This is a genomic window from Flectobacillus roseus (genome assembly GCF_030056595.1).
Lineage (GTDB): Bacteria > Bacteroidota > Bacteroidia > Cytophagales > Spirosomataceae > Flectobacillus > Flectobacillus roseus.
Window position 1 is genome coordinate 515,133 of record NZ_JASHIF010000002.1, and the last position, 23,775, is coordinate 538,907.

The 23,775-nt window shown below is 38.6% G+C and carries 11 protein-coding genes; 7 read left to right on the top strand and 4 right to left on the bottom strand.

The features are described from left to right. Positions 1-23 precede the first annotated feature (23 nt). The gene (locus QM524_RS02355; RefSeq protein ID WP_283343306.1) at positions 24-2,972 is read right to left on the bottom strand and encodes a M16 family metallopeptidase; all 2,949 of its coding nucleotides are present in this window, start codon (positions 2,970-2,972) and stop codon (positions 24-26) included. Between the two features lie 531 nt (positions 2,973-3,503). After that, positions 3,504-7,613, bottom strand: coding sequence for a hybrid sensor histidine kinase/response regulator transcription factor (locus QM524_RS02360; protein WP_283343307.1), 4,110 nt, complete (start codon positions 7,611-7,613; stop codon positions 3,504-3,506). Positions 7,614-7,816: 203 nt separating this feature from the next. Here QM524_RS02360 and QM524_RS02365 point away from each other — a divergent pair, with 203 nt between their 5' ends. The 7 genes from QM524_RS02365 (at position 7,817) to QM524_RS02395 (ending at position 20,810) form a co-directional block, all read left to right on the top strand. After that, entirely contained in the window at positions 7,817-10,804 is a 2,988-nt protein-coding gene (locus tag QM524_RS02365) for a SusC/RagA family TonB-linked outer membrane protein (RefSeq protein WP_283343308.1), read from the top strand. A gap of 10 nt (positions 10,805-10,814) precedes the next feature. Next, positions 10,815-12,422, top strand: coding sequence for a RagB/SusD family nutrient uptake outer membrane protein (locus QM524_RS02370; protein ID WP_283343309.1), 1,608 nt, complete (start codon positions 10,815-10,817; stop codon positions 12,420-12,422). Between the two features lie 321 nt (positions 12,423-12,743). Continuing rightward, the gene (locus QM524_RS02375; RefSeq protein WP_283343310.1) at positions 12,744-13,802 is read left to right on the top strand and encodes a SusE domain-containing protein; all 1,059 of its coding nucleotides are present in this window, start codon (positions 12,744-12,746) and stop codon (positions 13,800-13,802) included. A 294-nt stretch (positions 13,803-14,096) separates the two neighbouring features. Continuing rightward, the gene (locus tag QM524_RS02380) at positions 14,097-15,143 is read left to right on the top strand and encodes a glycoside hydrolase family 53 protein (RefSeq protein ID WP_283343311.1); all 1,047 of its coding nucleotides are present in this window, start codon (positions 14,097-14,099) and stop codon (positions 15,141-15,143) included. 289 nt (positions 15,144-15,432) lie between these two features. After that, the gene (galA, locus tag QM524_RS02385) at positions 15,433-18,849 is read left to right on the top strand and encodes a beta-galactosidase GalA (protein ID WP_283343312.1); all 3,417 of its coding nucleotides are present in this window, start codon (positions 15,433-15,435) and stop codon (positions 18,847-18,849) included. Positions 18,850-18,887: 38 nt separating this feature from the next. Then, positions 18,888-19,211: a DUF952 domain-containing protein gene (locus tag QM524_RS02390; RefSeq protein ID WP_283343313.1), complete on the top strand. Its 324-nt coding sequence runs from the start codon at positions 18,888-18,890 to the stop codon at positions 19,209-19,211. Positions 19,212-19,457: 246 nt separating this feature from the next. After that, positions 19,458-20,810, top strand: a complete 1,353-nt coding sequence (locus QM524_RS02395) for a chloride channel protein (RefSeq protein ID WP_283343314.1) — start codon at positions 19,458-19,460, stop codon at positions 20,808-20,810. 84 nt (positions 20,811-20,894) lie between these two features. Here the strand turns inward: QM524_RS02395 and QM524_RS02400 are convergent, their stop codons facing one another. Both QM524_RS02400 and QM524_RS02405 read right to left on the bottom strand, forming a co-directional pair. Beyond that, on the bottom strand, positions 20,895-22,865 hold the full coding sequence (locus QM524_RS02400; RefSeq protein ID WP_283343315.1) for an alpha/beta hydrolase domain-containing protein: 1,971 nt from the start codon (positions 22,863-22,865) through the stop codon (positions 20,895-20,897). A gap of 320 nt (positions 22,866-23,185) precedes the next feature. After that, positions 23,186-23,548, bottom strand: coding sequence for a response regulator (locus QM524_RS02405; RefSeq protein WP_283343316.1), 363 nt, complete (start codon positions 23,546-23,548; stop codon positions 23,186-23,188). Positions 23,549-23,775: the final 227 nt, after the last annotated feature.

The following is a 23,775-nucleotide window of genomic DNA, read 5'->3' on the forward strand; positions in this document are numbered from 1 at the left end:
TTAATTATACTCTAATCTAACAATTAATACCCAAATACCTCTTCAAGTGTTAATTTTTTCACTTCTCCGTATTTGCTAAGTTCGTCTACTTTGATTTTAGTGTCCGAACCGACAATACAATAGGTAACAGGTTTATTTGCAATATTTGCTTCTTGGAATTTTTTCAAGTCTTCCAAACCTAACTTACTTAATGCTTCAAAGATTTTAGATCTCTCGTCATAATTCAAACCTTTTTCTTGAGCTGCCAAGTAGTTAAATGCAATAGCATCTTGTGTGATACGCTCTGTTTGATAGTTTTTCAACATACTTTCTTTCGCAGTTTCCAAGTTCTTTTCAGAAGCAGGGAAAACGTTGAAAAGCTCATTCATACTAGGAATAGCCTCATTCAATTTATCGGCCTGTGTTCCTACATAGCCAACTAAATAGTATTTTTCATCCTTCGTATTTGGCGTGAAATAATAGGCATAAGTCGAGTAAGCCAAAGCTTTTGATTCACGAATAGTCTGGAAAACGATTGACGACATACCTCCACCGAAGTAATTATTAAATAACTCCACCACTGGCGTTTGAGCTGGATCAAACTTCACAGTTGGACGAATCCAGTCGATTTCAGCTTGTACCATGTCAAAGTTTGTAAACAATACTTGTGTTTTTGAAGGCGTTATGCGATCAAAATTGGCAACCAATGGTAAGTCTGCTTTGAATTGTGCAGGGAATTTATGCACTTTTGAAATATCAGCACTGAATTGCTCCAAAGATTTTGGTCCGTAGTAAATAACTGTATGCTTGAAGTTGAATAAATCTTTTAGGAAGTTTACCACCTCGTCAACTGTCAATGCTTTCAATTCATCATTGGTAAAGTTCAGCGCAGTACGAGGATTTTTCGCCCCAAATTGTGCATACTGTGCCAAACCTTGAAGTATTGCGCCTTTGTTGGCTTTTGCATCATTGCGTTGCTTAATCAAACGACCTTTTAGCAATTCAAACGTTGCAGGGTCTGCTTTTGCTTGTGTAATAAGTTGTTCGAAAATCGAAACGGTACGGTCGAAGTTTTCATTCAAGCCCGAGAGCGAAAGGTTGATATGGTGGTCGGTAAAGTTTGCTCCGAAGTTACTCGCCAATTTGTAATATTCCTTACTGATTTCTTCAGCCGACATAGTTGGCGTTCCTAAGAAATTCAAATATTGCAAAGCAATAGGTAATACCTTACTATTCCAGCTACCCATATCAAAACGATAGGTCAAACGGAATAAATCATTGTCTTCATTTTTTACATAAAGTACCTCTGCTGGACCAACTTTTCCTTTTTGTAAGTCTTTGTTATAATCCAACCATTTTGGTTGAATCTCCTTCATTGGCATTCCATTAACCGATTTCAAAAACTCAGATTGTTTTTCACGGTTGGTTTCAACTTGTGTGATTTCTGGCTTATCTACTTTAGAGATATTTTTATCCTCACCTTTACGCTTGTATACGACAACGTATCCATTGCCACAATACTTGTTAGCGAAATCGATTACTTGTTGCTTGGTAACTTTGCTCAAAGCATCGGTCATCGCCGACGTTTCGTTCCAATCTGCGCCTTTAGAAACCACAAAGTCATTTAATAATTTATAAGCTCGAGCGTCATTTTTTTCCAAACCTTGAATTGCCGTAAGCTTGTAGTTGGCTGCAATTGCCTTGATGATAGACTCGTCAAACTGACCTTTTTTCAATAAGTCAAGCTGACCCAAAAGTAAATCACGAACTTCTTCCAAGGATTGTCCATTTTTCGGTGTACCACTCAAAGTCCACACTGAATAATCCTTATTCCAATCTGGATTTGAACCTGCACGAAGTACTTTTTGTGCTTTCGACAAGTTGATATCAATCAAACCCGCTTTTGAATTAGACATCAATTCGTCTACAATAGTACCAATGATATGCTCTTTTGGACTTACCGCGCCTGGCCATCTCCACGCAATCGTAATATTGTCAGGCGTTGGACCGAACACTTCCTTCACGATTGGAGCAGTGATTGGTGCTTCTGGAGCAGGCTTATATTCTTGCACAGGCTTTGGTTGCATGTAAGCAAAAGCCTTGTCAATTTTCTTAATCAACTCATCAGAATTGAAATCACCTACCATGATAATGGCCATGTTGTTTGGCACATAGTATTTCTTGAAATAGTTTCTGATTTCGATCAACGATGGGTTTTTCAAGTGCTCAATTGTACCAATGGTCGTTTGTTGACCATAATTGTGAGTAGGGAACAACGCGGCGTATTTGATTTCTTCAACTTTCCAAGGGTCATTGTCCAAGCTACGGTTTTTTTCTTCATATACTGCTTCTAATTCAGTATGGAAAATACGGAGAATTGGATTTCTGAAGCGTTCAGCTTGTAATGCTAAGAAGCGGTCAATAGCGTTTGTCGGGATATCTTCTGTATAAACCGTTTGTTCGTACGAAGTAAAGGCATTGGTACCTTGACCACCCATCGCTGCCATCATTTTGTCATACTCATTGGCAATGGCATATTTGGCAGCTTCACCAGAAGTTTTGTCAATCTCTTTGTAAATTTCTTTACGTTTGGCAGCATCAGTTGTTTTGTTGTACTGCTCATAAAGTGCATCAATTTTGTCTAAAAGCGGTTTTTCTTTTGACCAATCCAATGAACCGTATTTGTCGGTACCCTTAAACAACATGTGCTCAAGATAGTGTGCCAAACCAGTATGGTCTTTAGGGTCTGTGTTTGAACCAGCACGTGTGGGGATTAGTGCTTGAATGCGTGGTTCTTTGTGATTTTCGCTGAGAATAACGGTTAATCCATTTTTAAGCTGATAAAAACGAGCTTTCATCGGGTCATTACTTACATATTTGTAGGTAAAACCACTTGAATTAGCCGATTTCCACTCAAACTTAGTTTGGGCGATGGAACCTAAACTCGATACCACCAATGCCGAAGTGAGAAGTGCTTTAAAGAAAGTTGGCATACTGTTAAAGATGTTTTTATAATAAGATTTAGTCATTTTGATGAACTATTTAATAGGATAAAATCGAACCCAAAATGAGAATTTTAGCAAGATAACATTTACCACGAAAAAGGGAAGAAGGTTATGTTGAGTGGTTGTATAGTTTGATATGAGGGGGAGGGGAGGTGTTTAGGTTTAGGCGCAAAGTGGCAAAGGCACAAAGTGGTTAGGGGATAGTGTTGATGGAAGAGGGTTTGGGTTTAGGCACAAAGCGGCAAAGGCACATAGTGACAAAGTGGTTAGGGGATAGGGTTCAGGGGAGAGGGGTAAGAAATAAAAGAATAGGGTGGATTGATACATAGTATTAAAGGCACAGAGGGACAAAGGCACAACGTGGGTTTAAAATAGTTCAACTAAAAACTTTGAAGGGAGTGAAAACACTTTGTGCCTATCCCCTGATCCCTCAACCATAACCATAACACTAACCCCTATCCCCTCCTTGCCTAACCCCTAACCACTTTGTGCCTCTGTGCCTTTGCTCCTTTGTGCCTGTTACCCCTTCAACTCCTTCAAAAACTGCATTGGTGTTTTGCCAAATTCATTTTTGAAAGCTTTGGTAAAGTAGGATTGAGTTTGAATACCCACTCGATACATGACTTCGGCTATCGGCATTTGTTGCTCGGTCATGAGCTGTAGAGCTGTTTTCAAGCGAATGGTTCTGATAAAATCACCAATGGGTTGACCTGTTAAATCTTTAACCTTTGAGTAAAGTTTGGTTCGACTCATGCCGATTTTATTACATATCAACTCGATATTCATTTCTGGATCGGAAAGGTTTTCATGAATAATTTGTAGAAAATCATTCAAAAAAGCTTGATCCTTTTCTTCGTCTATTTGTTGGATTTTTTCGGAAAGTTGGGCAAAACCGTATTTCTCTTTGAATTTCTGTCTTTGGCTGAGAATATTCTTGAGCGTTAGGGTTAGAATATCGATACTAAGGGGCTTCGCAAAATAATAGTCTGCTCCCGAGGCAACTCCTTCTAATTGAGCATCAGAAGCGGATTTGGCCGTAAGCATCAAAAAAGGAATATGATTGAGAAGTGGGTCAGTTTTGAGCTTTTTACAAAATTCAACACCATTCATGACAGGCATCATGACATCGCTAATTATCACATCGGGATGATTTTGCTTGGCTTGTTCGTATCCCAACTGCCCATTTTCTGCTTCAATGATTAGATACTCATTTTGTAAGGCATCCTTCAAAAAAGTTCGTAATTCGTCATTGTCATCTACTATTAGAATTTTGGTGGAAGAAGCCTGCGCCAATGAGACCTTTGAAGGTACTTCTGGTTCGGTAAATTGACTTTCCAGCGAATTAGAAAGACTTTCTAATCTGATTTGAGTTCTATTCGTGAGCCATTTTTCATATTCAAGGTAGTCTTTTTCTCCTGAAGGAATACCAATCAACATTTCTGTGCCAGCACCGCGCTCACTACTTACCCAAATCGAACCTTTGTGTAATTGGGTTAAACTTTTGACAAATGCCAAACCAATGCCAGAGCCAATATGTGACTCTGTGGTACGATAATATCGCTCAAAAAGCTGAGAAATAGATTCTTGAGAAATACCAATTCCTTGATCTGCCACACGGAGATATAGCATTTGAGAACTGGTAAAACCATTGGTAATGCGCAATTGTGATTGATATTGAGGTTGAAAATTTTCTAAGCTTTCCAATATCTGTATCTCAATTTTTTTGCCGTTAGAGGTATACTTAAAGGCATTGCTAAGGAGATTTATCGCAATTTTTTCTAAAATCTGTCTATCAAACCATTGCGTTTGTTGAGAAGATGTAGGAGTAATCCTGAAATCGATTCCTTTTTCTGTCGCCAAATCTTGAAACTCTTCTGCAATTTCTGTCAGGAAAATGTTGATATTCCCCTGCATGACATGCAATTGAAGTGCGCCAGATTCCACTTTTCTGAAATCCATTAATTCATTGGTCAAGGCCAATAATCTCTTGGCATTTCGTTGAATCATATCATAATAGGGAAGCGCCAAAGGACTTGGAAAATCCTTTTTGAGTTTCTCCAATGGACCAAGTATTAAAGAAAGTGGCGTTCGTAATTCGTGTGAAATATTGGTAAAAAACTGCAATTGTTCCTGATGAAGTTCTTCTTTTTGTTGCTCCTTAAGTTGTTGAATCGCCATGCGCCTACGAAACTGATAAAAAGTACGGATACCCGTCAGAATCAATATGAATGCAATAACTCTAAACCACCAAGTCGCCCAAAATGGAGGGTGAATAATGACTTCTAAAGTGGTTACTTCGGGATTCCAAACGCCATCGTTGTTAGAAGCTTTTACCATGAAGGTATAATTCGAAGGACTTACATTGGTATAAGATGCACGGTTTTCGGAGCCTGCAATAATCCAATCTTTGTCCCAGCCTTCTAGTTTGTAAGCATATTGATTATTTTCTGATGCGGTGAAGTTGAGCGCAGCAAAGTCAATCGAAAAGGTATTTTGTCTGTGACTTAGTTCCAGCGTTTTGAGGTAACTAATATCTTCTTCCAAAGGCGATTCTTTACCAACACCTACCTTTTTATTGAAAATTTGAAGACTGGTCAAATAAATAGGAGGGATGTAGTTATTGTTTGAAATTTTGTGAGGATAAAAAGCATTGAAGCCTTTCACTCCTCCAAAATAAATCTGTCCGTCTTTGGTACGCAATGCTGCGTTTGGCTCAAACTCCAATCCCTGTAAGCCATCAGCTGAGTTATATTGTTGAAATTGAAGGTTTTGTGGGTTTAGTTTGGTGATGCCATTTGAACTAGAAATCCATAGATTGCTCTCATCATCTTGTACGATTCCTTTGATAAAATCCTCCGATAAATGAGCTTTGGTCGTAAATAACTTGAACCGTTGTTCTTTTTCATGCCATAGATAAAGTCCTCGATGACCTACCCAAATACGCCCTTGTCGGTCTACAAAAATGATTCGAATGTCTGGTTTTTGGGAATCTTTGTGAAAGTAGTGAGAAAAAACACCCGCTTGAGGATCAAGACAATTGAGTCCGCCGTCATCAGTTCCTATCCAAATTCTTCCTCTTAAATCTTGGTTTAGACAAATGATATTATTGCCCAATAGCTGGGATTTTCGATTTTTTCCATAAAGTATTTTGATAAATCTTCCATCAGGTAAATACTGATACAAACCGCCATAATAGGTAGCAATCCAAAGACGTTGCTGACGGTCTTCGAATACCTGTTGGACATAGTTTGAGCCAAGAGAATTGGGGTTGTTTTCCTGCTGTAAAAATCGTTTGAAACTACGAGAACCCTTTTCCAATACACTCAATCCCCCCCCCCAAGTGGCTATCCAAAGTCGTTTTTGATGGTCTTGGGTCAAGCCTAAAATTTCGTTTGAACTTATACTGTTTGTCTGAAAAGGATTATGCTTGAAATGCTCAAAAGTTTGAGTGTTTTTATGGAAAAGATTCAAGCCTCCGCCGTCTGTACCAATCCAAATATCACCAGATGAATCTTCACAAAAAGCCCGAACATCGTTGTAGCTCAAACTATTTTCGTTGAGTTGCTGTCGAAATAATTGGAATTTTTGTACTTGAGACATATACAAATTAATTCCGCCTCTATGTGTGCCTATCCATAAGTTTCCTTGGTTGTCTTCAAACAAAGCTGAGATGGTTCTTTGACTTAAACTTTTGGGGTTTTCGGGACGTGGTTGGTAATTTGTAAAATGACCTGTCAGTGGTTCAAATAGATTGAGACCTCCGTTGATGCAACCTATCCATATTTGTTTTTTATGATCGACCCAAATGGATTTTACCAGATTATTCGCCAGAGATTGAGGGTTTAAATCTTGCTGCACAAAACGTTTTTTCAATCCCAAACGATAATTAAAACTCATTAATCCTTGACCATTTGTTCCTATCAATAGATTTCCTTGAGCATCTTGTGCGAGACAATTGACGGTAGGACGAGAGCCAGTAATAGTTTCTGTATATTGAAAATGTCCATTGTGTGGCTCAAAAAAATATAGTCCTTTATTTGAGCCAACCCAATAGTTGTTTTCTGTATCTTGATAAAGACTCGTAATGGCAGTTTGCCCATGTGTAGATGTATTTAAGGCATACTTTTTAAAGGAATGGTCTCCATTCCAAAGATTCAAAACTCCCCCCTGAGTTCCAATCCAAAGTTGTCCTTTTTGGTCTTTCAATAAGGAGGTAATCGCATTATTTCCAAGGCTATTAGGATTTTGTTTTTGGTAAAAAAAGCGCTCAAAAGTATTTTTCTTTTCATCCAGACGATTTAAGCCATCAATCGTTCCTATCCAAATATTTCCTTGAGAGTCCTCCGTTATAGCAGTGACAAAATTGTCGCTCAAACTAAATGGATTGTTCGATTCATTTTTATAAACCACAATATGTTTACCATCATAACGGTTGAGACCATCTCTTGTACCTATCCAAATAAAGCCTCTTTTGTCCTGATAAATACACTCGATGGTACTATTAGAAAGCCCTTGCTCGATATTGATATGCTTAAAAGACATATCCCATTTTTGCCCCCAAATATTTTTTGTAGGAAAGCAGGAAAATAGGATATTTCCAAGAATGAATAAAATGAATCTTTTTGACATACAAGACTGAATGATTTCAAGACGAAACAGTAAAAATAGTTATTCTAAAGTAAGGCATTTTTACTTAGAATAATTCCCTGAGCGCATATTTGGAACGATAGCGACAAAGTTTGGAACGATAGCACAAATAATTACCTAAAAGCCTATCTAATTTTGACTTTGAAAATATTTTATAGCACTATATTGATAAAAAAAAGTCAAAAATGAGAAGATGTTTATGGTATTCTGTCTTGACAATACTGTGTACGCTAAGCAGTATTTTTGCTTATGCGCAAGACAAATTAATTACAGGTCGCGTGACAGATGCTTCAGACGAAGCGCTGCCAGGAGTGAGTATTTCGGTTAAAAATAAAAAAGCTGCCACTATCTCCGATGCCAAAGGTGAGTACAAAATTAAGGCAAGTATTGGAGATATATTGGTGTTTAGTTCGGTTGGCTATGTAAAAGTTGAAAAAACAGTCTCGACCGCAACGACCATAAACCTAAGTTTGGTAGCAGATAACACATCTTTGGAGGAGGTAGTTGTAGTAGGTTATGGAACAAGTCGCAAGAAAGATTTGACAGGTTCGGTGACGTCTATTACTTCTAAAGATTTCCAAACTGGCGCGATAACTACGCCAGAGCAATTGATTTCGGGCAAAGTGCCAGGGGTTTCTATTATCTCTAATAGCGGTCAGCCCGGTGCAGGTAGTACGATTCGTATTCGTGGAGGGTCATCGTTGAGTGCGAGTAATAATCCTTTGATTGTGATTGACGGTGTCCCATTAGAGGGAGAAGGTGGCATTGCAGGAGCGTCCAATCCTTTGAGTTTTATCAACCCTAATGATATCGAAACTTTTACGGTGTTGAAGGATGCCTCAGCAGCGGCAATTTATGGAACTCGTGCTTCAAATGGCGTTATCATTATTACCACTAAAAAAGGTAAAAGCGGAGCTTTACGCATTAATTTTTCTTCTGTCAATTCTCTTTCTACCGTTGCTAAACAAGTAAGTGTTTTGAGCGCAGATCAGTTTCGTACTATCGTAAATGAAAAAGGAACAGCCGCTCAAAAAGCTATGTTGGGTACCGCTAATACGAACTGGCAAGATGTGATTTATCAGACGGCTCACATGACTGACAATAACTTGAGTATTGGAGGGGAAGTTGCAAAATTACCTTATCGAGTTTCACTAGGATTTCAGACCCAAACTGGGGTTTTGAAGACGGATAAACTACAACGTACTTCTCTAGCTTTGTCATTAAATCCCACCTTTTTTAATAACCATCTAAAGGTAGATTTAAGTTTGAAAGGTTCTCTTCAGAAATCAAGATTCGCAAATTTAGGTGCGATTGGTGCCGCTGTAAGTTTTGATCCAACGCAACCCGTTTATGCAACAGTAAATCCACAACGTTTTGGGGGATATTTTGAATGGCTCGATCGTAATTCGCCAACAGGTTTGATGAACTTGGCAGGTCGCAACCCTCTTGGAATGTTGGAGCAACGCTATGATGAAGGTACGCCGCAACGTAGTATTGGCAATATCCAGTTTGATTATAAATTCCATTTTCTTCCTGAATTACGTGCTAACCTCAACTTGGGCTATGATGTGTCTAAGGGTGAAGGTACAGTCTATGTATCCGACAGCTCAGCGATTGGGTATGTAGTTGGTGGCAAAGGCGGAACTAATAATATCTACAAGCAAACTAAGCAAAATACCTTACTCGAATTTTATCTCAACTATGTCAAAGATTTACGCTTCCTCAAAAGTCGTGTGGATGTGATGGCTGGTTATTCTTACAATAATTACCTAACCACCAATTATAACTATGCTAGCTACACTGCTAGTGGCGAAAAGTACCCGAACACAGACCCCGCTTTTCCTTTTGACAAACCAGAAAATACCTTGATTTCATTTTTTGGTCGTGCTAACTATTCGGTCAACAACCGATATTTCTTGACAGCTACGCTTCGTCGTGATGGTTCGTCAAGATTTGCACCTGCGAATCGTTGGGGTCTTTTTCCATCCATTGCCTTGGCTTGGGATTTGAAGGAAGAAGGAATTTTTGCAAAAAATGAAACGCTTTCTACCCTAAAACTTCGTGCCAGTTATGGGGTTACGGGTCAGCAAGATGGTATCGGAAACTATGATTACTATTCTTATTATGCCTTAAGTGCGCCAAATGCGGCTTATCAGTTTGGCAATAGTTATTATCAAGGTTACCGCCCAGGAGGATTTTATGCTAATCGGAAATGGGAAGAAACTGCATCGACCAACCTTGCTCTTGATTACGGTTTTTGGGACGGTCGTGTAAAAGGTAGTGTTGATTTTTACGTAAAAAAGACCAAAGATTTATTGAATAATATTCCGCAACCTGCGGGGTCTAACTTCTCGGCGTTTATCGTTGCCAATGTCGGAAGTATGGAAAACAGAGGGGTGGAGTTTAGTGTGAGTACACAAATTATCCGCAAACGTGAGTTGACTTGGAATTTAGATTTCAATGCCACTTACAACGAAAACAAAATTACCAATCTTACCGTAGTGCCTGTCGACCAAAATTATGTTGGTTTCCCTTCAGGTGGAATTGCAGGCGGTATTGGAGGACAGTTTGCCTTCATCAACTCAGTGGGTTATTCTCGTAATACTTTCTATTTATATAAGCAAGTTTATGACGCCAATAGCAAACCATTGGAAGGTGTATTCGTTGACAGAAATAGTGATGGCGTAATCAACCAAGATGATTTGTATAGAGGTAAAAGTTCTGTGCCAAAAGTCTTCTTTGGTTTGAGTAGCTCACTCAATTATAAGCGCTGGAATTTGGGTGTTGTGATGCGCTCGTCGGTGGGTAATTATGTGTATAATAACAACTATAGTCAAAGTGGTGTACAGAATCAAATTTTAGGGAATAATATCCTTTACAATGCCTCTACCAACTATTTGACAACAGGATTCAAAGGAAATAGCCAACAATTGTTGAGTGATTATTATATCCAAAATGCCTCATTTGTGCGTATGGACAATGCGAATTTGAGTTATGATTTGGGTAAAATCATGAAAAATAGCAATGTCAATTTACGTCTCAATGCCAGTGTTCAAAACGTATTTGTGATTACCAAATACACAGGTCTTGACCCAGAAGTGGCTTCGGGTATTGATAGCAATTTGTATCCTCGTCCACGTACATTCTCTTTAGGTTTGAACTTTGATTTTTAATGACAATTCCATGAAAATTTCCTATATAAAAATAACTCTCGCAGCATTTTTACTGAGTATTGGTACATCCTGCACAAGCGATTTGGATTTATTGCCAACCAATGACATTACGTCCGAAACGGTTTATAAAACACCACAAGGATACAAACAAGGTCTGGCGAAAGTATATGCAGCCTTTGCTTTGACGGGTAATACAGGTGGCACGGGTAGCCCAGATATTCCTTCTCAAATTATTGCAGATGAAGGAAACTCCGATTTCTTACGCTTGTATTGGAATTTGCAGGAAATCACGACTGACGAGGCTGCTTGGACTTGGCAAAATGATGCTGGTGTAAAAGGGCTAAAAGAAATGTCTTGGTCGGCTATTAACCCTATTGTCAACGGATTGTATTATCGTTCGTTTTTTCAGATAACACTTTGTAACGACTTTATTCGTGAATCGTCGGATGCTAATTTGAGCAAAAGAGGTATTACTGGAACTGATGCTGACAATATCAGAAAATACCGTGCTGAAGCTCGCTTTATTCGTGCCTATCAATATTGGGTTTTGATGGATATGTTCGGAAATCCTCCTTTTGCCACAGAAAACGATGCGATTGGGACAACTATTCCAAAGCAAATTCAGCGTAAAGATTTATTCAATTATATCGAGTCTGAGTTAAAAGCTATCGAAAACGATTTGATGGCACCAGGACAAAACGAATATCCGCGTGCTGAAAAATCAGCGGCTTGGGCATTACTTTCTCGCTTGTATCTCAATGCAGAAGTATACACAGGAACGCCTAAGTATACTGACGCTATTACCTATTGTAACAAGTTGAGAGATGCGAATTATGGTTTGCACACCAATTATCGTGAATTGACCATTGCTGACAATCATCTGAACACCAAAGAGAACATTTTCATGATAGCTTACGATGGTACCAATACCCAAAACTGGGGTGGAACTACCTATTTGACGCACGGCCAAGCGGCTTTGCCAGGTGATTTATCAGGAACAAATGGTAACTGGGGAGGCTTGCGCCATTCGCAAAACTTTGTGAGTTTGTTTGTTGACCCTTCTGGCAATACAGATACGCGTGCTCAGTTTTACACGACTGGACAAAATAGAGATATGACTGATTTGTACACTGGAACAGATGGGTATTCTTCTTCAAAATACAGAAACAAGACTCGTTCAGGAGCCAAAGCACCTAATCAAGATTTGGCAGGAAATTTTGTGGATATCGATTTTCCACTTTTCCGTATGGGAGAAATCTATTTGACCTATGCCGAAGCAGTATTGCGTGGTGGAACGGGTGGCGATTTGAGTACAGCTTTGTCGTTGGTAAATCAATTACGTACCCGTGCCTATAATGGTAAAACAACAGGTAATATCGTGTCCAGTCAGTTGACTTTAGATTTTATCTTGGACGAAAGAGGTCGTGAATTGTACTATGAGGCACACCGAAGAACGGATTTAATTCGCTATAAAAAATTCACTACGGGAGCTTATCTCTGGGCTTGGAAGGGCGGTACTGCCAACGGTCGCTCGGTGGAGGATAAATACAATATCTTCCCTATTCCTGCCAACGACCTTTCTTCAAATCCGAATTTGGTTCAGAATAAAGGATACTAAGTAGTAGTGCTGAATGATGAGTTATGAATTGAGAATGTAAAATTAGTACCGTACGAAGGATTTCCAATAATTGCGGATTTGGGATTTTTGATTTCGGAAGTTTTAGAATTTTAAAAACATGAGTCGAAAAAATTGATTCACTTCCGAAATCCAATATCCGATATCCGAAATGGATAATGACCTAGTTCGAGACTTGGTCTCGGACTAGCTTTTGTTTCAGTTTATAAACTGAATTAAAAATTAAGTCCAAGACTAAGTCTTGAACTAGTAATTATTTACCTGTTCAAAAAATCAATTTTGGTATTTCTAAATAGAAATTCAATGAAAAAAATCATAAAATATCTCTGTTTGAGCTTGTTTTTGCAAAGTCTTGTGGCTTGCGAAAACGACGAAGTAAAAACCTATATGAGTGCTCAGACGCAAGCACCTAAATTGTCTTCCACTCAAACCAATTATGTGTTATCGGCCAATACAGCCAACGATAGTACTGTTTCTTTGACGTGGGCTCGTTCGGATTATGGTTTTAGTGCTGCCGCAAAATATACCTTGCAAATTGCCAAAGCAGGATCCAATTTTGCAGCGCCTAAAGAAGTGAGTTTGGGAAATGCAACCTCATTCAAATATACCACAGCTGATTTTAACCAATTAGCTATTTTACAAGGACTCAAGCCAAGTGCTGTTGGACAATTGGAAGTTCGTGTAAAATCGAGTGTTTCTGAATCTGTGGCAGATTTGTATTCAAATACATTGACGGTTTCGGTTACGCCTTATATTGTCGTAATCAATTACCCATCGCTTTGGGTAGCAGGAGATTTTCAGGGCTGGAATCCAGCAACAGCACCAAAAATCTCCTCAAGAAATTCGAATGGAATTTATGAAGGTTACGTTTGGATTTCGGGCGGTACTCGTCAATTTAAACTGACAAGTCAACCAGATTGGAATGGTATTGCCTACGGTTGGGCGAGTAGCACAACCACTGGTACGGACGTATCAGGTACAATAAATACAAGCGGAGGAAACTTGTTTGTTCCAACAGATGGTTATTTCTTAATCAAAGCAAATACCAACACGAATACATGGAGCGCCACCAAAACGACATGGTCTATCATTGGAGACGCGCCCGAGGGTTCAAATTGGTCAAATGATATTCCAATGCAGTTTGATGCGACCAAAAATGTTTGGAAAGTAACCACCAAATTAAATGTTGGTAGTTTGAAATTTAGAGCCAATAGCGGTTGGACCATCAATTTGGGCGATACTGGTGCCGACCTAAGTCTTGAGTATGATGGAACAGATATTAAAATTCCGTCAAACCTAACTGGAACAAGAACCATTACTCTTGATTTGAAAGCTGGGAATTATACTTATACGATTGAATAGAAATAGTGTTTTAGGCAAAAGGCACAAGGTAAAGAGTGTTAACTTGATTATTGGACAAAATAGTTCAAGACTTAGTCTTGGACTCATTTTTCAACAGTTTAAAACTGTTTTTAAAAAATTCAGTGAAAAATTCTATGCACCTGAATAACACTTTCTCGTTTTGGCCAGTAATCAGAGTTTTAACATGTTTTTTAGTTACTATAGATTTGTTCTTGCCGAAAACCCATTGCCGAAAGCCAAATAATTGAATTCTATTTTATGCACTAACTTTTTAATACAAATACTTAAACTCTCATGATGAATTTAAAACGACATTTTCATTTTTTGATGGCTTCGGTATTGCTCATTTCTTGTAGCAATAATACACCAGCTCCAGCCGAACCAACGCCTGTTACGCCAGTGACATCTACTTTTGCCAAGGGCGCAGATATTAGTTGGATTACAGAAATGGAAGCAAAAGGAATCAAATTCTACAACGCTGCAGGTACCCAAATGGAAGGAATGGCTTTAATGAAGTCCTTGGGAATGAATACCATTCGTTTGAGAGTTTGGGTAAATCCATCGCCTTCCTATAACGATAAAGCCGATGTGGTGGCAAAGGCGATTCGTGCCAAAAATTTGGGAATGCGTATTATGATTGATTTTCATTACAGCGATAACTGGGCTGACCCTGGTAAACAAACCAAACCTGCGGCTTGGGCAAATATGGATTTGGCTGGACTAAAAACTGCTATTACCAATCATACCACAGATGTGCTAAATGAACTCAAAAAGAATAATGTTACTCCTGAATGGGTACAGGTAGGTAACGAAACCAACGACGGAATGCTCTGGCCAACGGGTCGTGCCTCGACGAATATGAGTGGTTTTGCTCAAATGATTAATGCTGGATATGATGCTGTTAAGGCGGTTTTCCCACAAGCGAAGGTGATTGTTCACTTAGCGAATGGTTATGATAATAGCCTGTTTCGTTGGATGTTTGATGGCTTGAAGTCAAATGGAGCAAAGTATGATGTCATTGGTATGTCTTTATACCCAACTTGGGCCAATTCGACTTGGCAGGTGGCCAATCAAAATTGTTTGAATAACATGAATGATATGGTTTCTCGCTACGGCAAGGAAGTGATGATTGTGGAAATCGGTATGCCTTGGGATCAGGCTACAGAATGTCAAGCGTTCATTAAGGATATTATAACAAAAACAAAATCTGTTTCTAGTTCGAAAGGCTTGGGCGTTTTGTATTGGGAACCACAGGCTTACAATAATTGGGTAGGTTACACCTTGGGGGCTTTTGATAACACAGGAAAACCTACGGTGGCACTCAATTCGTTTGCTGACTAAGCGGTTACAAATTTGAAGATTTGAAAATTTGGAGATTTGAAAATGCATATAGATATATATCCGTGGTCAGTGTCACATTGACCATCTAGCGACAGCAAAAACTCTCAAAAAAAGATTGAATTAAAATAAATAGAATAAACGCAGTCTATTGGGCTTCTGTCAAGTGTCGATTGAGACACTCGCCACGGATATAGCAATATCTCTATTTCTTAAGCGACTATTTCACTTAGCGGGTGAATTTATTCACCCGTGATGAGGAAGTTTTAACAGCTTTTTATAAAACTATTTTATGCAAAAACTAAAAACTTATCTATTCAAACTGACTTTGGCATTAGCGATTGTCACTTTGATACAGAAACCCACTTTATCCCAAAACTCAAGAACAAAAACCAATTTTGATAAGGATTGGCGTTTTCATTTGGGACATTTTTCTAACCCTGATAAAGATTTTAATTATGGTTTAACCAACCTTTTTTATAAATCAGGTTCGGCTGTGAATACGGCTATCGACCCGAAGTTTGTAGATTCCTCATGGACAAAACTCAATTTACCTCATGACTGGGTGGTTGCTCTGCCATTTGTCAAATCAGAAGATGCGCATGTTGAGTCACATGGTTTTAAGCCTGTTGGCGGTCAATTCCCTGAAACTTCCATTGGTTGGTATCGCAAGCATTTTAGTTTGACGCCAGCCGATTCGGGAAGTCGTTATTCAATCCAATTTGATGGCATTTACCGTGATGCCAATGTTTGGATAAACGGCTTTTATCTAGGAAATAACAAGAGTGGTTATTTAGGAGCTTCGTATGATATTACCGATTTTTTGAATTTTCATAAAGCCAATGTTATCGTAGTTCGCGTAGACGCTTCGCAATACGAAGGTTGGTTTTATGAAGGTGCAGGTATTTATCGTCATGTATGGCTAAATCGCTATCAAAATGCTCATATTCAGGAAGATGGTATTTTTGCTTACTCAGAAATAGCTGGTAATAAAGCCAATGTAAAAGTAGAAACGACTTTCAAAAATGAAGATTATAAATCTGACAACCTGACTATCACAAGTTATTTGTTGGATAGAAATGGTAAAGTAGTTGCCAAGTCTCCTGAGCAGGCATTTACCTTAAAAGCTCAAGAAGAAAAGACTGCTATTCAAGCTTTCAGTACCGTTAATCCTCGTTTTTGGTCTTTGGAAGATCCCTATTTGTACAAGGTAAAGGTTGAATTGAAATCACAAGGTAAAGTAGTTGACCAACAGCAATTTAGATTTGGTATTCGTACTATTGACATCAAACCAAACGGCGTATTTGTGAATGGGAAACACGTGAAAATCCTGGGGACCAACAATCACCAAGACCATGCGGGAGTAGGTAGTGCTATGCCAGATTATTTGCAATATTACCGAATCAGTTTATTGAAAAATATGGGCTCAAATGCCTATCGTGCGAGTCACCATGCGCCAACACCTGAATTGATAGAGGCTTGCGATAGTTTGGGAATGTTGTTGTTGGACGAACAACGATTATTAAATAGTGGAACAGAATATATGAATCAGTTTGAAAGACTGATTAAAAGAGATAGAAATCATGCTTCCGTATTTGTGTGGAGCATTGGGAACGAGGAGGGATGGATTCAGAAAAATACAGTTGGAAAAAGAATTGCTTTGACTTTATTAGCCAAACAAAAACAACTAGACCCGACTCGTACTTCAACGTATGCTGCAGACTTAGCCAATCATTTTGCAGGCGTAAATGAAGTGATTCCTGTGCGTGGTTTCAACTATCGTCAGTTTGCGGTGGAAGATTATCACAAAGACCATCCAACTCAGCCGATTATCGGCACTGAAATGGGAAGTACCGTTACCACAAGAGGGATTTATGAAAAAGATACCATCAGAGGATATGTTCCTGACCAAGATATTACAGCACCTTGGTGGGCAAGTAAAGCCGAGGAATGGTGGAAGTTGGCAGCTAACAATGACTTTTGGTTAGGCGGTTTTATTTGGACAGGGTTTGATTATCGTGGCGAGCCAACGCCATATCGCTGGCCAAATATCAACTCGCATTTTGGGATGATGGATGTCTGTGGTTTTCCGAAAAATCTCTATTATTACTATCAAAGTTGGTGGACAGACAAAGACGTGTTGCACATAGCACCGCATTGGAACTGGCAAGGAAAAGAAGGACAACCAATTGACGTTTGGGTCAATAGCAATGCCGATGAGGTAGAACTATTCTTGAATGAAAAATCTTTGGGAAAAAAGGTTATGACACGTAATGGGCATTTGAATTGGTCAGTGAATTATGCTGCTGGAAAATTGGAAGCCATAGGTTGGAAAAAAGGTAGAAAGATTACGGCAAAAGTAGAAACCACTGGTTTACCTTACGAGGTAGTGGTTACGCCATACAAAACGACGGCTATTGCTGATGGAAAAGATGTAAGCATTATCAATATTTCGGTAATAGACAAAGAAGGTCGTGAAGTGCCTAATGCCGATAATTTGATAAAGTTTAAGCTCAAAGGCGATGCAAAAATCATCGGTGTGGGTAATGGCGACCCAAGTAGTCATGAGCCAGACCAATGTGCTGAGGGAATGTGGCAACGTAGTTTATTTAATGGAAAATGTCAGGTAATTGTCCAAATGGGTGAAAATCCAAGTATGATTCAGTTTGAGGCATCGGCAACAGGCTTATATGCTGGTGGAACTGATATTTTGACCGTTTCTCCCGACAAAATTGCACAAGTAAATATCGACCCAGCGTACCAACTTAAACCAGATGCCAAAAAATCAGCAGTGATTGATAAAATGCTCGGAGCGGATATTTCTTTTTTACCAGAATTAGAAGCAAAAAATGTCAAATTTTCGGACAAAGGTGTTGAAAAAGATGCGATTCAAATCTTGAAAGATCATGGTTTTAATTATGTTCGTTTGAGAATTTTTCATAATCCTGCCCAGTCCAAAGGTTATTCTCCAACAACAGGATATTGTGATTTGGCACATACCAAAGAAATGGTAAAACGTGCTAAAGCACTTGGTATGAAAGTATTATTGGATTTCCACTATTCTGATTATTGGGCTGACCCAGGCAAACAATTTAAACCCTTAGCTTGGGAAGGCAAAAATTTTTCAGATTTGAAAAAATCTTTATTTGATTACACGTATGAGGTGATGCAAGCCTTGAAAGCACAGGGAACTTTGCCTGATATGGTACAAGTAGGCAATGAAATCAATCATGGCATAGTTTGGCCAGAAGGTAGTTTTGCAAATACTGACCAATTGGCACAACTCATCAATGCAGGTACTGCAGCGGTGAAAGCGGTGGCTCCACAAACTATCATGATGTTGCACGTAGCATTGGGCGGACAAAATCATGAATCAGTCCAATTTATCGACAATATGTTGGCACGTGGCGTTCATTTTGATGTAATTGGGGAATCCTATTATCCAAAATGGCATGGTACCATTGAGGATTTGCGTGACAATCTAAGCAACCTGATTGAGCGCTATAACAAAGATGTTATCGTGGTTGAATACTCACAAATGAAAAATGAAGTCAATCAAGTGGCTTTTAATTTACCGAATGGCAAGGGCAAAGGAACTTGCATTTGGGAGCCACTTAATACTTGGGAGGCTATCTTTGAAAAAGATGGAAAAGCCAATTACCATTTGACTACTTATGATGAAATAAGTAAGCAATTTTTGTTGAAGTAATGATTTAACTTTGCACCCAAATCTTAAAACAACCAATTATGTTACTTCATCATATTGCTACGCCAGAATGGTGGGCTAAATTTGAGGGATTATCCCATTACGAATCTGAAACATTGGCGCAAGAAACCTTTATTCATTTTTCTACCCCTGAACAGGTAGAAGGCACGCTAAATCGCTTTTTTGTGGGATTTCCTCGCTTGATTTTACTACATATCAACCAAGATTTATTAGAAGCTGAATTAAAATTTGAATCAGCTGGTGATCATGGTGTATTTCCGCATCTTTATGGTAAATTAAATATGAGTGCAGTGACTCAGGTGGAGGTAATCCAGCCAGATATAGATGGTATTTGGAAAAGATAGGACTTGTAATTTTCTAATAAAGATAAAGTGCTTTGAAAATTCTGATACAATAACATGGTATGAGGTTTTTAAAGCACTTTATTTATATGTAGGCTGATTACTAATGAAATTCTAATAAATTCCGACAAACTAATAACCTATTTTTGTATCTAACCTATCAAAACGATACTCATTAAAATAATTGTAAAATTGAATTTTTCAAGGAAAAGAAATATTGTAAAAATCAAAAGACATCCCCTTGGGAAGGTGTTTTGGAATTATGTTGAGGAATTATATTTACGAACCTTATCTACCAATCAATCCCTTCGAAAACAAACTTTCCAAATTATTCCTTATCTAATTGGAGCGCTGATTACGGGTGCGGTAGCTTTTCTGTATAGCCGTATTTTTAGTATTGCCGAACATTGGTCTATTCAACTTTTTGAGTATTCGCCGCTCAGTGTATTTTTGGTTACACCGCTTTCATTTGTTCTTTCTTGGTGGATTGCACAGCATTTTGCGCCCTATACCAAAGGCAGTGGTATTCCGCAAGTGATGGCTGCATTGGAATTAGAAAAGCCAGAAGAAAAGTCACTAATTCGCTATTTTCTAGGGTTTAAGGTGATTTTGGTGAAAATATTTTCAAGTGCAATCAAGGTGCTTGGAGGAGGAATTGTTGGGCGAGAAGGACCAACTATCCAAATAGGAAGTTCAATATTTCTAGAAATCAAAAGAGTCTTACCCAAATGGTGGATTAATATTTCGGAAAAAAACATGTTGATTGCTGGCGCTGCTTCAGGGCTTGCTTCGGCATTTAATACACCCTTAGGTGGAGTGATTTTTGCGATAGAAGAACTCTCAAAATTTCATATCAGATATTATAAAACGCCTCTTTTTATTGCAGTAATTACTGCGGGTCTCACTGCTCAGGGATTAGGAGGTTCATATTTGTACTTAGGTACTCCCAAAACAGGATTTGATGGTTTGACAGTAATAGTGGGCATAATAGCAGTAGGAATTGTTGCAGGTTATTTAGGGAGTAAAATGTGTGTATTGCTCTTGAAGTTCATGCAGTTTTTTGGTAGAATTTCTTCCATTCCTAAGAAAGTTTTTGCCATTATTTTGTGTGGATTATGGGTTGCGACAACGATTTACTTTCTAGGCTTCGAGGCAATGGGCTCTGGCAAAGAAATCATGGAGCGGGTATTATTTACCAACTATAAATCTGTGGAATGGTATTTACCTTTAGTACGAATTGTAGGGCTAATGACCTCTTTCGGATTTGGAGGAGCAGGAGGCGTTTTTGCACCGTCATTAAGTGCAGGAGCGACAGTCGGTGCGTATGTTTCACAGCTATTGCATCTTACAGGTGGCAATGCCAATTTACTCATTCTGATTGGGATGACGGCATTTTTGACAGGTGTAACGCGTGCGCCATTCACCAGTGCAATCATTATTTTTGAAATGACAGATCGACATTCCATCATATTCTTTTTATTAATAGGAGGCTTTATCGCGAACGTAATTGCGAATTTCGTTTCGTCACATTCGTTTTACGACCAACTAAAGGATTTGTATTTAAAGGATGTGGAAGAGAAGTTAGAAGTTGAGAAAACGTAATAGGAGACAAGGTTTTGGGTTGAAATAACCTAAATTAACCCACAACCCAAAAGTTTAACCAAGGGTTGTGGGTTTTTTATTTGATTAATCAAACAAACTATTATTCTCTGCCTTCTTAATTTCTCGCTCTGCGTCTTCTGGGAGAATTAGCCCTTCCTTTACCATTTCTTCGGCTGCTTTTTTGACTAATGATACATAGTGTTCAGAGTTGCCATATCTTTCTTCTAGTGATAGACGAGGGTCATTTTTGACCAATCTTTCAGCTTTAGTTTTGGCAAATGGTAGAAAATAGCCGTCTAATGGAGCTAAATTCCCTTCTCCATAGCCTTTGATTCTGAGTGCCCAGCCTGTGTAAGTGCCAAGTGGAACACGTCTTGTTAGGGTATGTAAGCCACCAATTTCATTGTTGTCTTGATCCACCGCAGGTACCAAAACTGTATAAACCTTATCTTTGATGAGTTTGGCTGGTTCGTGTACAATGCCTGTCATCCATTTTGCTTGAAATTCTTTACCAAAATCTCTCACTGTATAACCATCTACCAATCCTTTGAATGGGATATTGGGTAGCGTTTGCCAACCGATTTCGGTACTTTTAGCAAGCGTCTTGTCTGCCACTTTTGGATATTGGCTTGCTGGTGGGTTTTTGCCTTCCATTACCCATTGTTCGAGTGCCACATGCAATGCTCTCCATGAATCATTGAAAGAGTTAGTATTGTTAGACTGCCCTGTGATTTTATTGATGTTTTCGTTCGGGGCAGGGCCATGCTGTGTGCTGGCAAAATGATAGATTCTTACATTTTTAGGAATTTCCAAGTCTGTTTTACCATATACATCTGTGGTACGAAGCGACATACGCATTTGCCAATATTCCGTTGAACTTACGGTGTGCATAATTTTGGGCAAAAAGCCTTGTTTTGCACAGTTTTCAAGGATTCCGCCCGTGGTGCCCGAAAGTGGGTCGGTCGTGATATTCCATGTAAAAGGGGCTTCATTGCCAGCAAATAGGATTTCTTCATGTTGTAAACCTGCACCTCCTGGACGACCAAAACGGATGTTTACCGAAGTTTTACGAGTAGCCACATGAACGTTGAGTCCATCAAAAATAATCTGGTTTTTTTCGCTGGCATTAAATCCCAAATGAAGAAATGTTCTCAAAAAGTTACCACATTGTGAAACACCAATGGCAACAGATTTTTTGACATATCCTGCCAATGGGTTTTGTACACTTTTATCGTATCGACAAAAATCGACAATATCTCTCGTAGCTGCTAATCCCAAGCCTAAGACCAAGGGATTTTTAGCCGTATATTGAAATTCGTAAATATAATTTGGGTCAAAGCCTCCCCTTAAGGAAAGTTGGGTTGTGCTGGGCACACAGTCGCCTTTGCTACAATCACTAAATGACCATTCTGTCGATGGAATTTCGATTGGCTCATCTAATGGGTTAAATTTTCGGGTTAGTCTTGCTGTCTTAGGATCTAAACTGGCAGTTTCATAAGGCTGATGGAATTGTCCTGTAAAAGTTGTGCCACTCAAAGGAACAGTTGGCGTAGGGTCATTCACCACAAATTCAGTATGAAGTCTGCCCATAATTGTTTTGCCGTTTTGCGTTGCCACGGGAACTTTAATTTTGAGCTTATTGTCGCCATACAAATCTCCTTGCCAGCCTCCCCAAAGGAACACATAACCGCGTTTCATAAGAGTGGTGTCGGGTCCATACGCATTGCCTCGGTTAGGAACATTGTAAAAGAGTAAACCATTAGATTTGCTCATGTCTACGGGTTTCAACATTACAAACTCAGTGATATATTCCACCATTCCACGGCTGTTGCGTGGCGCAAGCGTAATATCTTGGATGATTTTGTTGTGAGCCTCAAAAGGATTTACTTCACCATAGGCCAATCCTGTAATTCTCACAAAAGCACCAATGTTGCCAAATACGCGACCGTTTTGATACGATTCTTGCTTGAGAATTTCAATTTTAGTGATTTTTGCAGAAACAGAGTAATTGCCAATAGTCCACAAGAATAGAATAAATAGGGTAATTTTTTTCATAAAAAATTGGTTGAAGGGGAATTGATTTTGGTACAGATAAGAGTATTTAGCTAGAAATATAATTAGCAATATTACTACATACTTAAGCTTAAATGGCTACAAATATAGAGGCTGTTTCAATATATTCGTTACAGATGAATAAATTCACCCGTTAAATGGAATCACTGTACAGTAAATCGTCAAACTGTGAACTTTAAAGGATTTTTCATAGAATAAAGTTATACTAAAAAGCGAAACCCAAGCCTTATGATTTCGGCTTGGGTTCCTAGTTTAATGCAGTAATATGTAAGGACGGTTTTAACTTAGATTGTTGAGACTCATTAGTTAAGATGAATCAATCTTTGTGCTCGGAGTAGTAACTCATTCATTCTGAATGGTTTTTCTACAAAATCATTGGCGCCTAATCTAAAAACATCATTGATGGTATGCTCATTACTAGTAACTGATAATACCAAAATAGGAGTGTCTGCAAACTTAGATTCTCGAATATGAAGAATCAATTCTTGTCCTCCCGCATACGGCATGTTCAAATCAGTAATGACAACATCTGGCTGTAAATTATCAAAGCTTTCAATGGCTGCTAATCCATTTTCGGCACTAATAACGGTACAATCGTTTCTAGAAAATTTGTCAATGAGCAATCTTCGAAGAAGTGGTTCGTCTTCAGCAATTAATACTTTCATTTATAATGTTTTATGGGTTGTTATTGGAATTGTCCAATAACATACTTACGAAATTGGATATAATTTGGATTTCGTTGAGATCGTATTTTTTAAAAAATTTAATAAATAGGCTTTAGGCTGTAAGCGGTTGGCATTAAGCACATGTTTATATTATTTACAAAGACAAATCATTAAACTTTAAGCTTAAGTAATCATGCAAAATAAGATCTAATTTTTGTGTTTTAGGG

Excerpts from the sequence above, each read along its gene's own strand:
- QM524_RS02380 (WP_283343311.1), top strand. The coding sequence starts at position 14,097 with ATGATGAATTTAAAACGACATTTTCATTTTTTGATGGCTTCGGTATTG.
- QM524_RS02360 (WP_283343307.1), bottom strand. The coding sequence starts at position 7,613 with ATGTCAAAAAGATTCATTTTATTCATTCTTGGAAATATCCTATTTTCC.
- QM524_RS02405 (WP_283343316.1), bottom strand. The coding sequence starts at position 23,548 with ATGAAAGTATTAATTGCTGAAGACGAACCACTTCTTCGAAGATTGCTC.
- QM524_RS02365 (WP_283343308.1), top strand. The coding sequence starts at position 7,817 with ATGAGAAGATGTTTATGGTATTCTGTCTTGACAATACTGTGTACGCTA.
- QM524_RS02400 (WP_283343315.1), bottom strand. The coding sequence starts at position 22,865 with ATGAAAAAAATTACCCTATTTATTCTATTCTTGTGGACTATTGGCAAT.
- galA (WP_283343312.1), top strand. The coding sequence starts at position 15,433 with ATGCAAAAACTAAAAACTTATCTATTCAAACTGACTTTGGCATTAGCG.
- QM524_RS02375 (WP_283343310.1), top strand. The coding sequence starts at position 12,744 with ATGAAAAAAATCATAAAATATCTCTGTTTGAGCTTGTTTTTGCAAAGT.
- QM524_RS02355 (WP_283343306.1), bottom strand. The coding sequence starts at position 2,972 with ATGCCAACTTTCTTTAAAGCACTTCTCACTTCGGCATTGGTGGTATCG.
- QM524_RS02390 (WP_283343313.1), top strand. The coding sequence starts at position 18,888 with ATGTTACTTCATCATATTGCTACGCCAGAATGGTGGGCTAAATTTGAG.
- QM524_RS02370 (WP_283343309.1), top strand. The coding sequence starts at position 10,815 with ATGAAAATTTCCTATATAAAAATAACTCTCGCAGCATTTTTACTGAGT.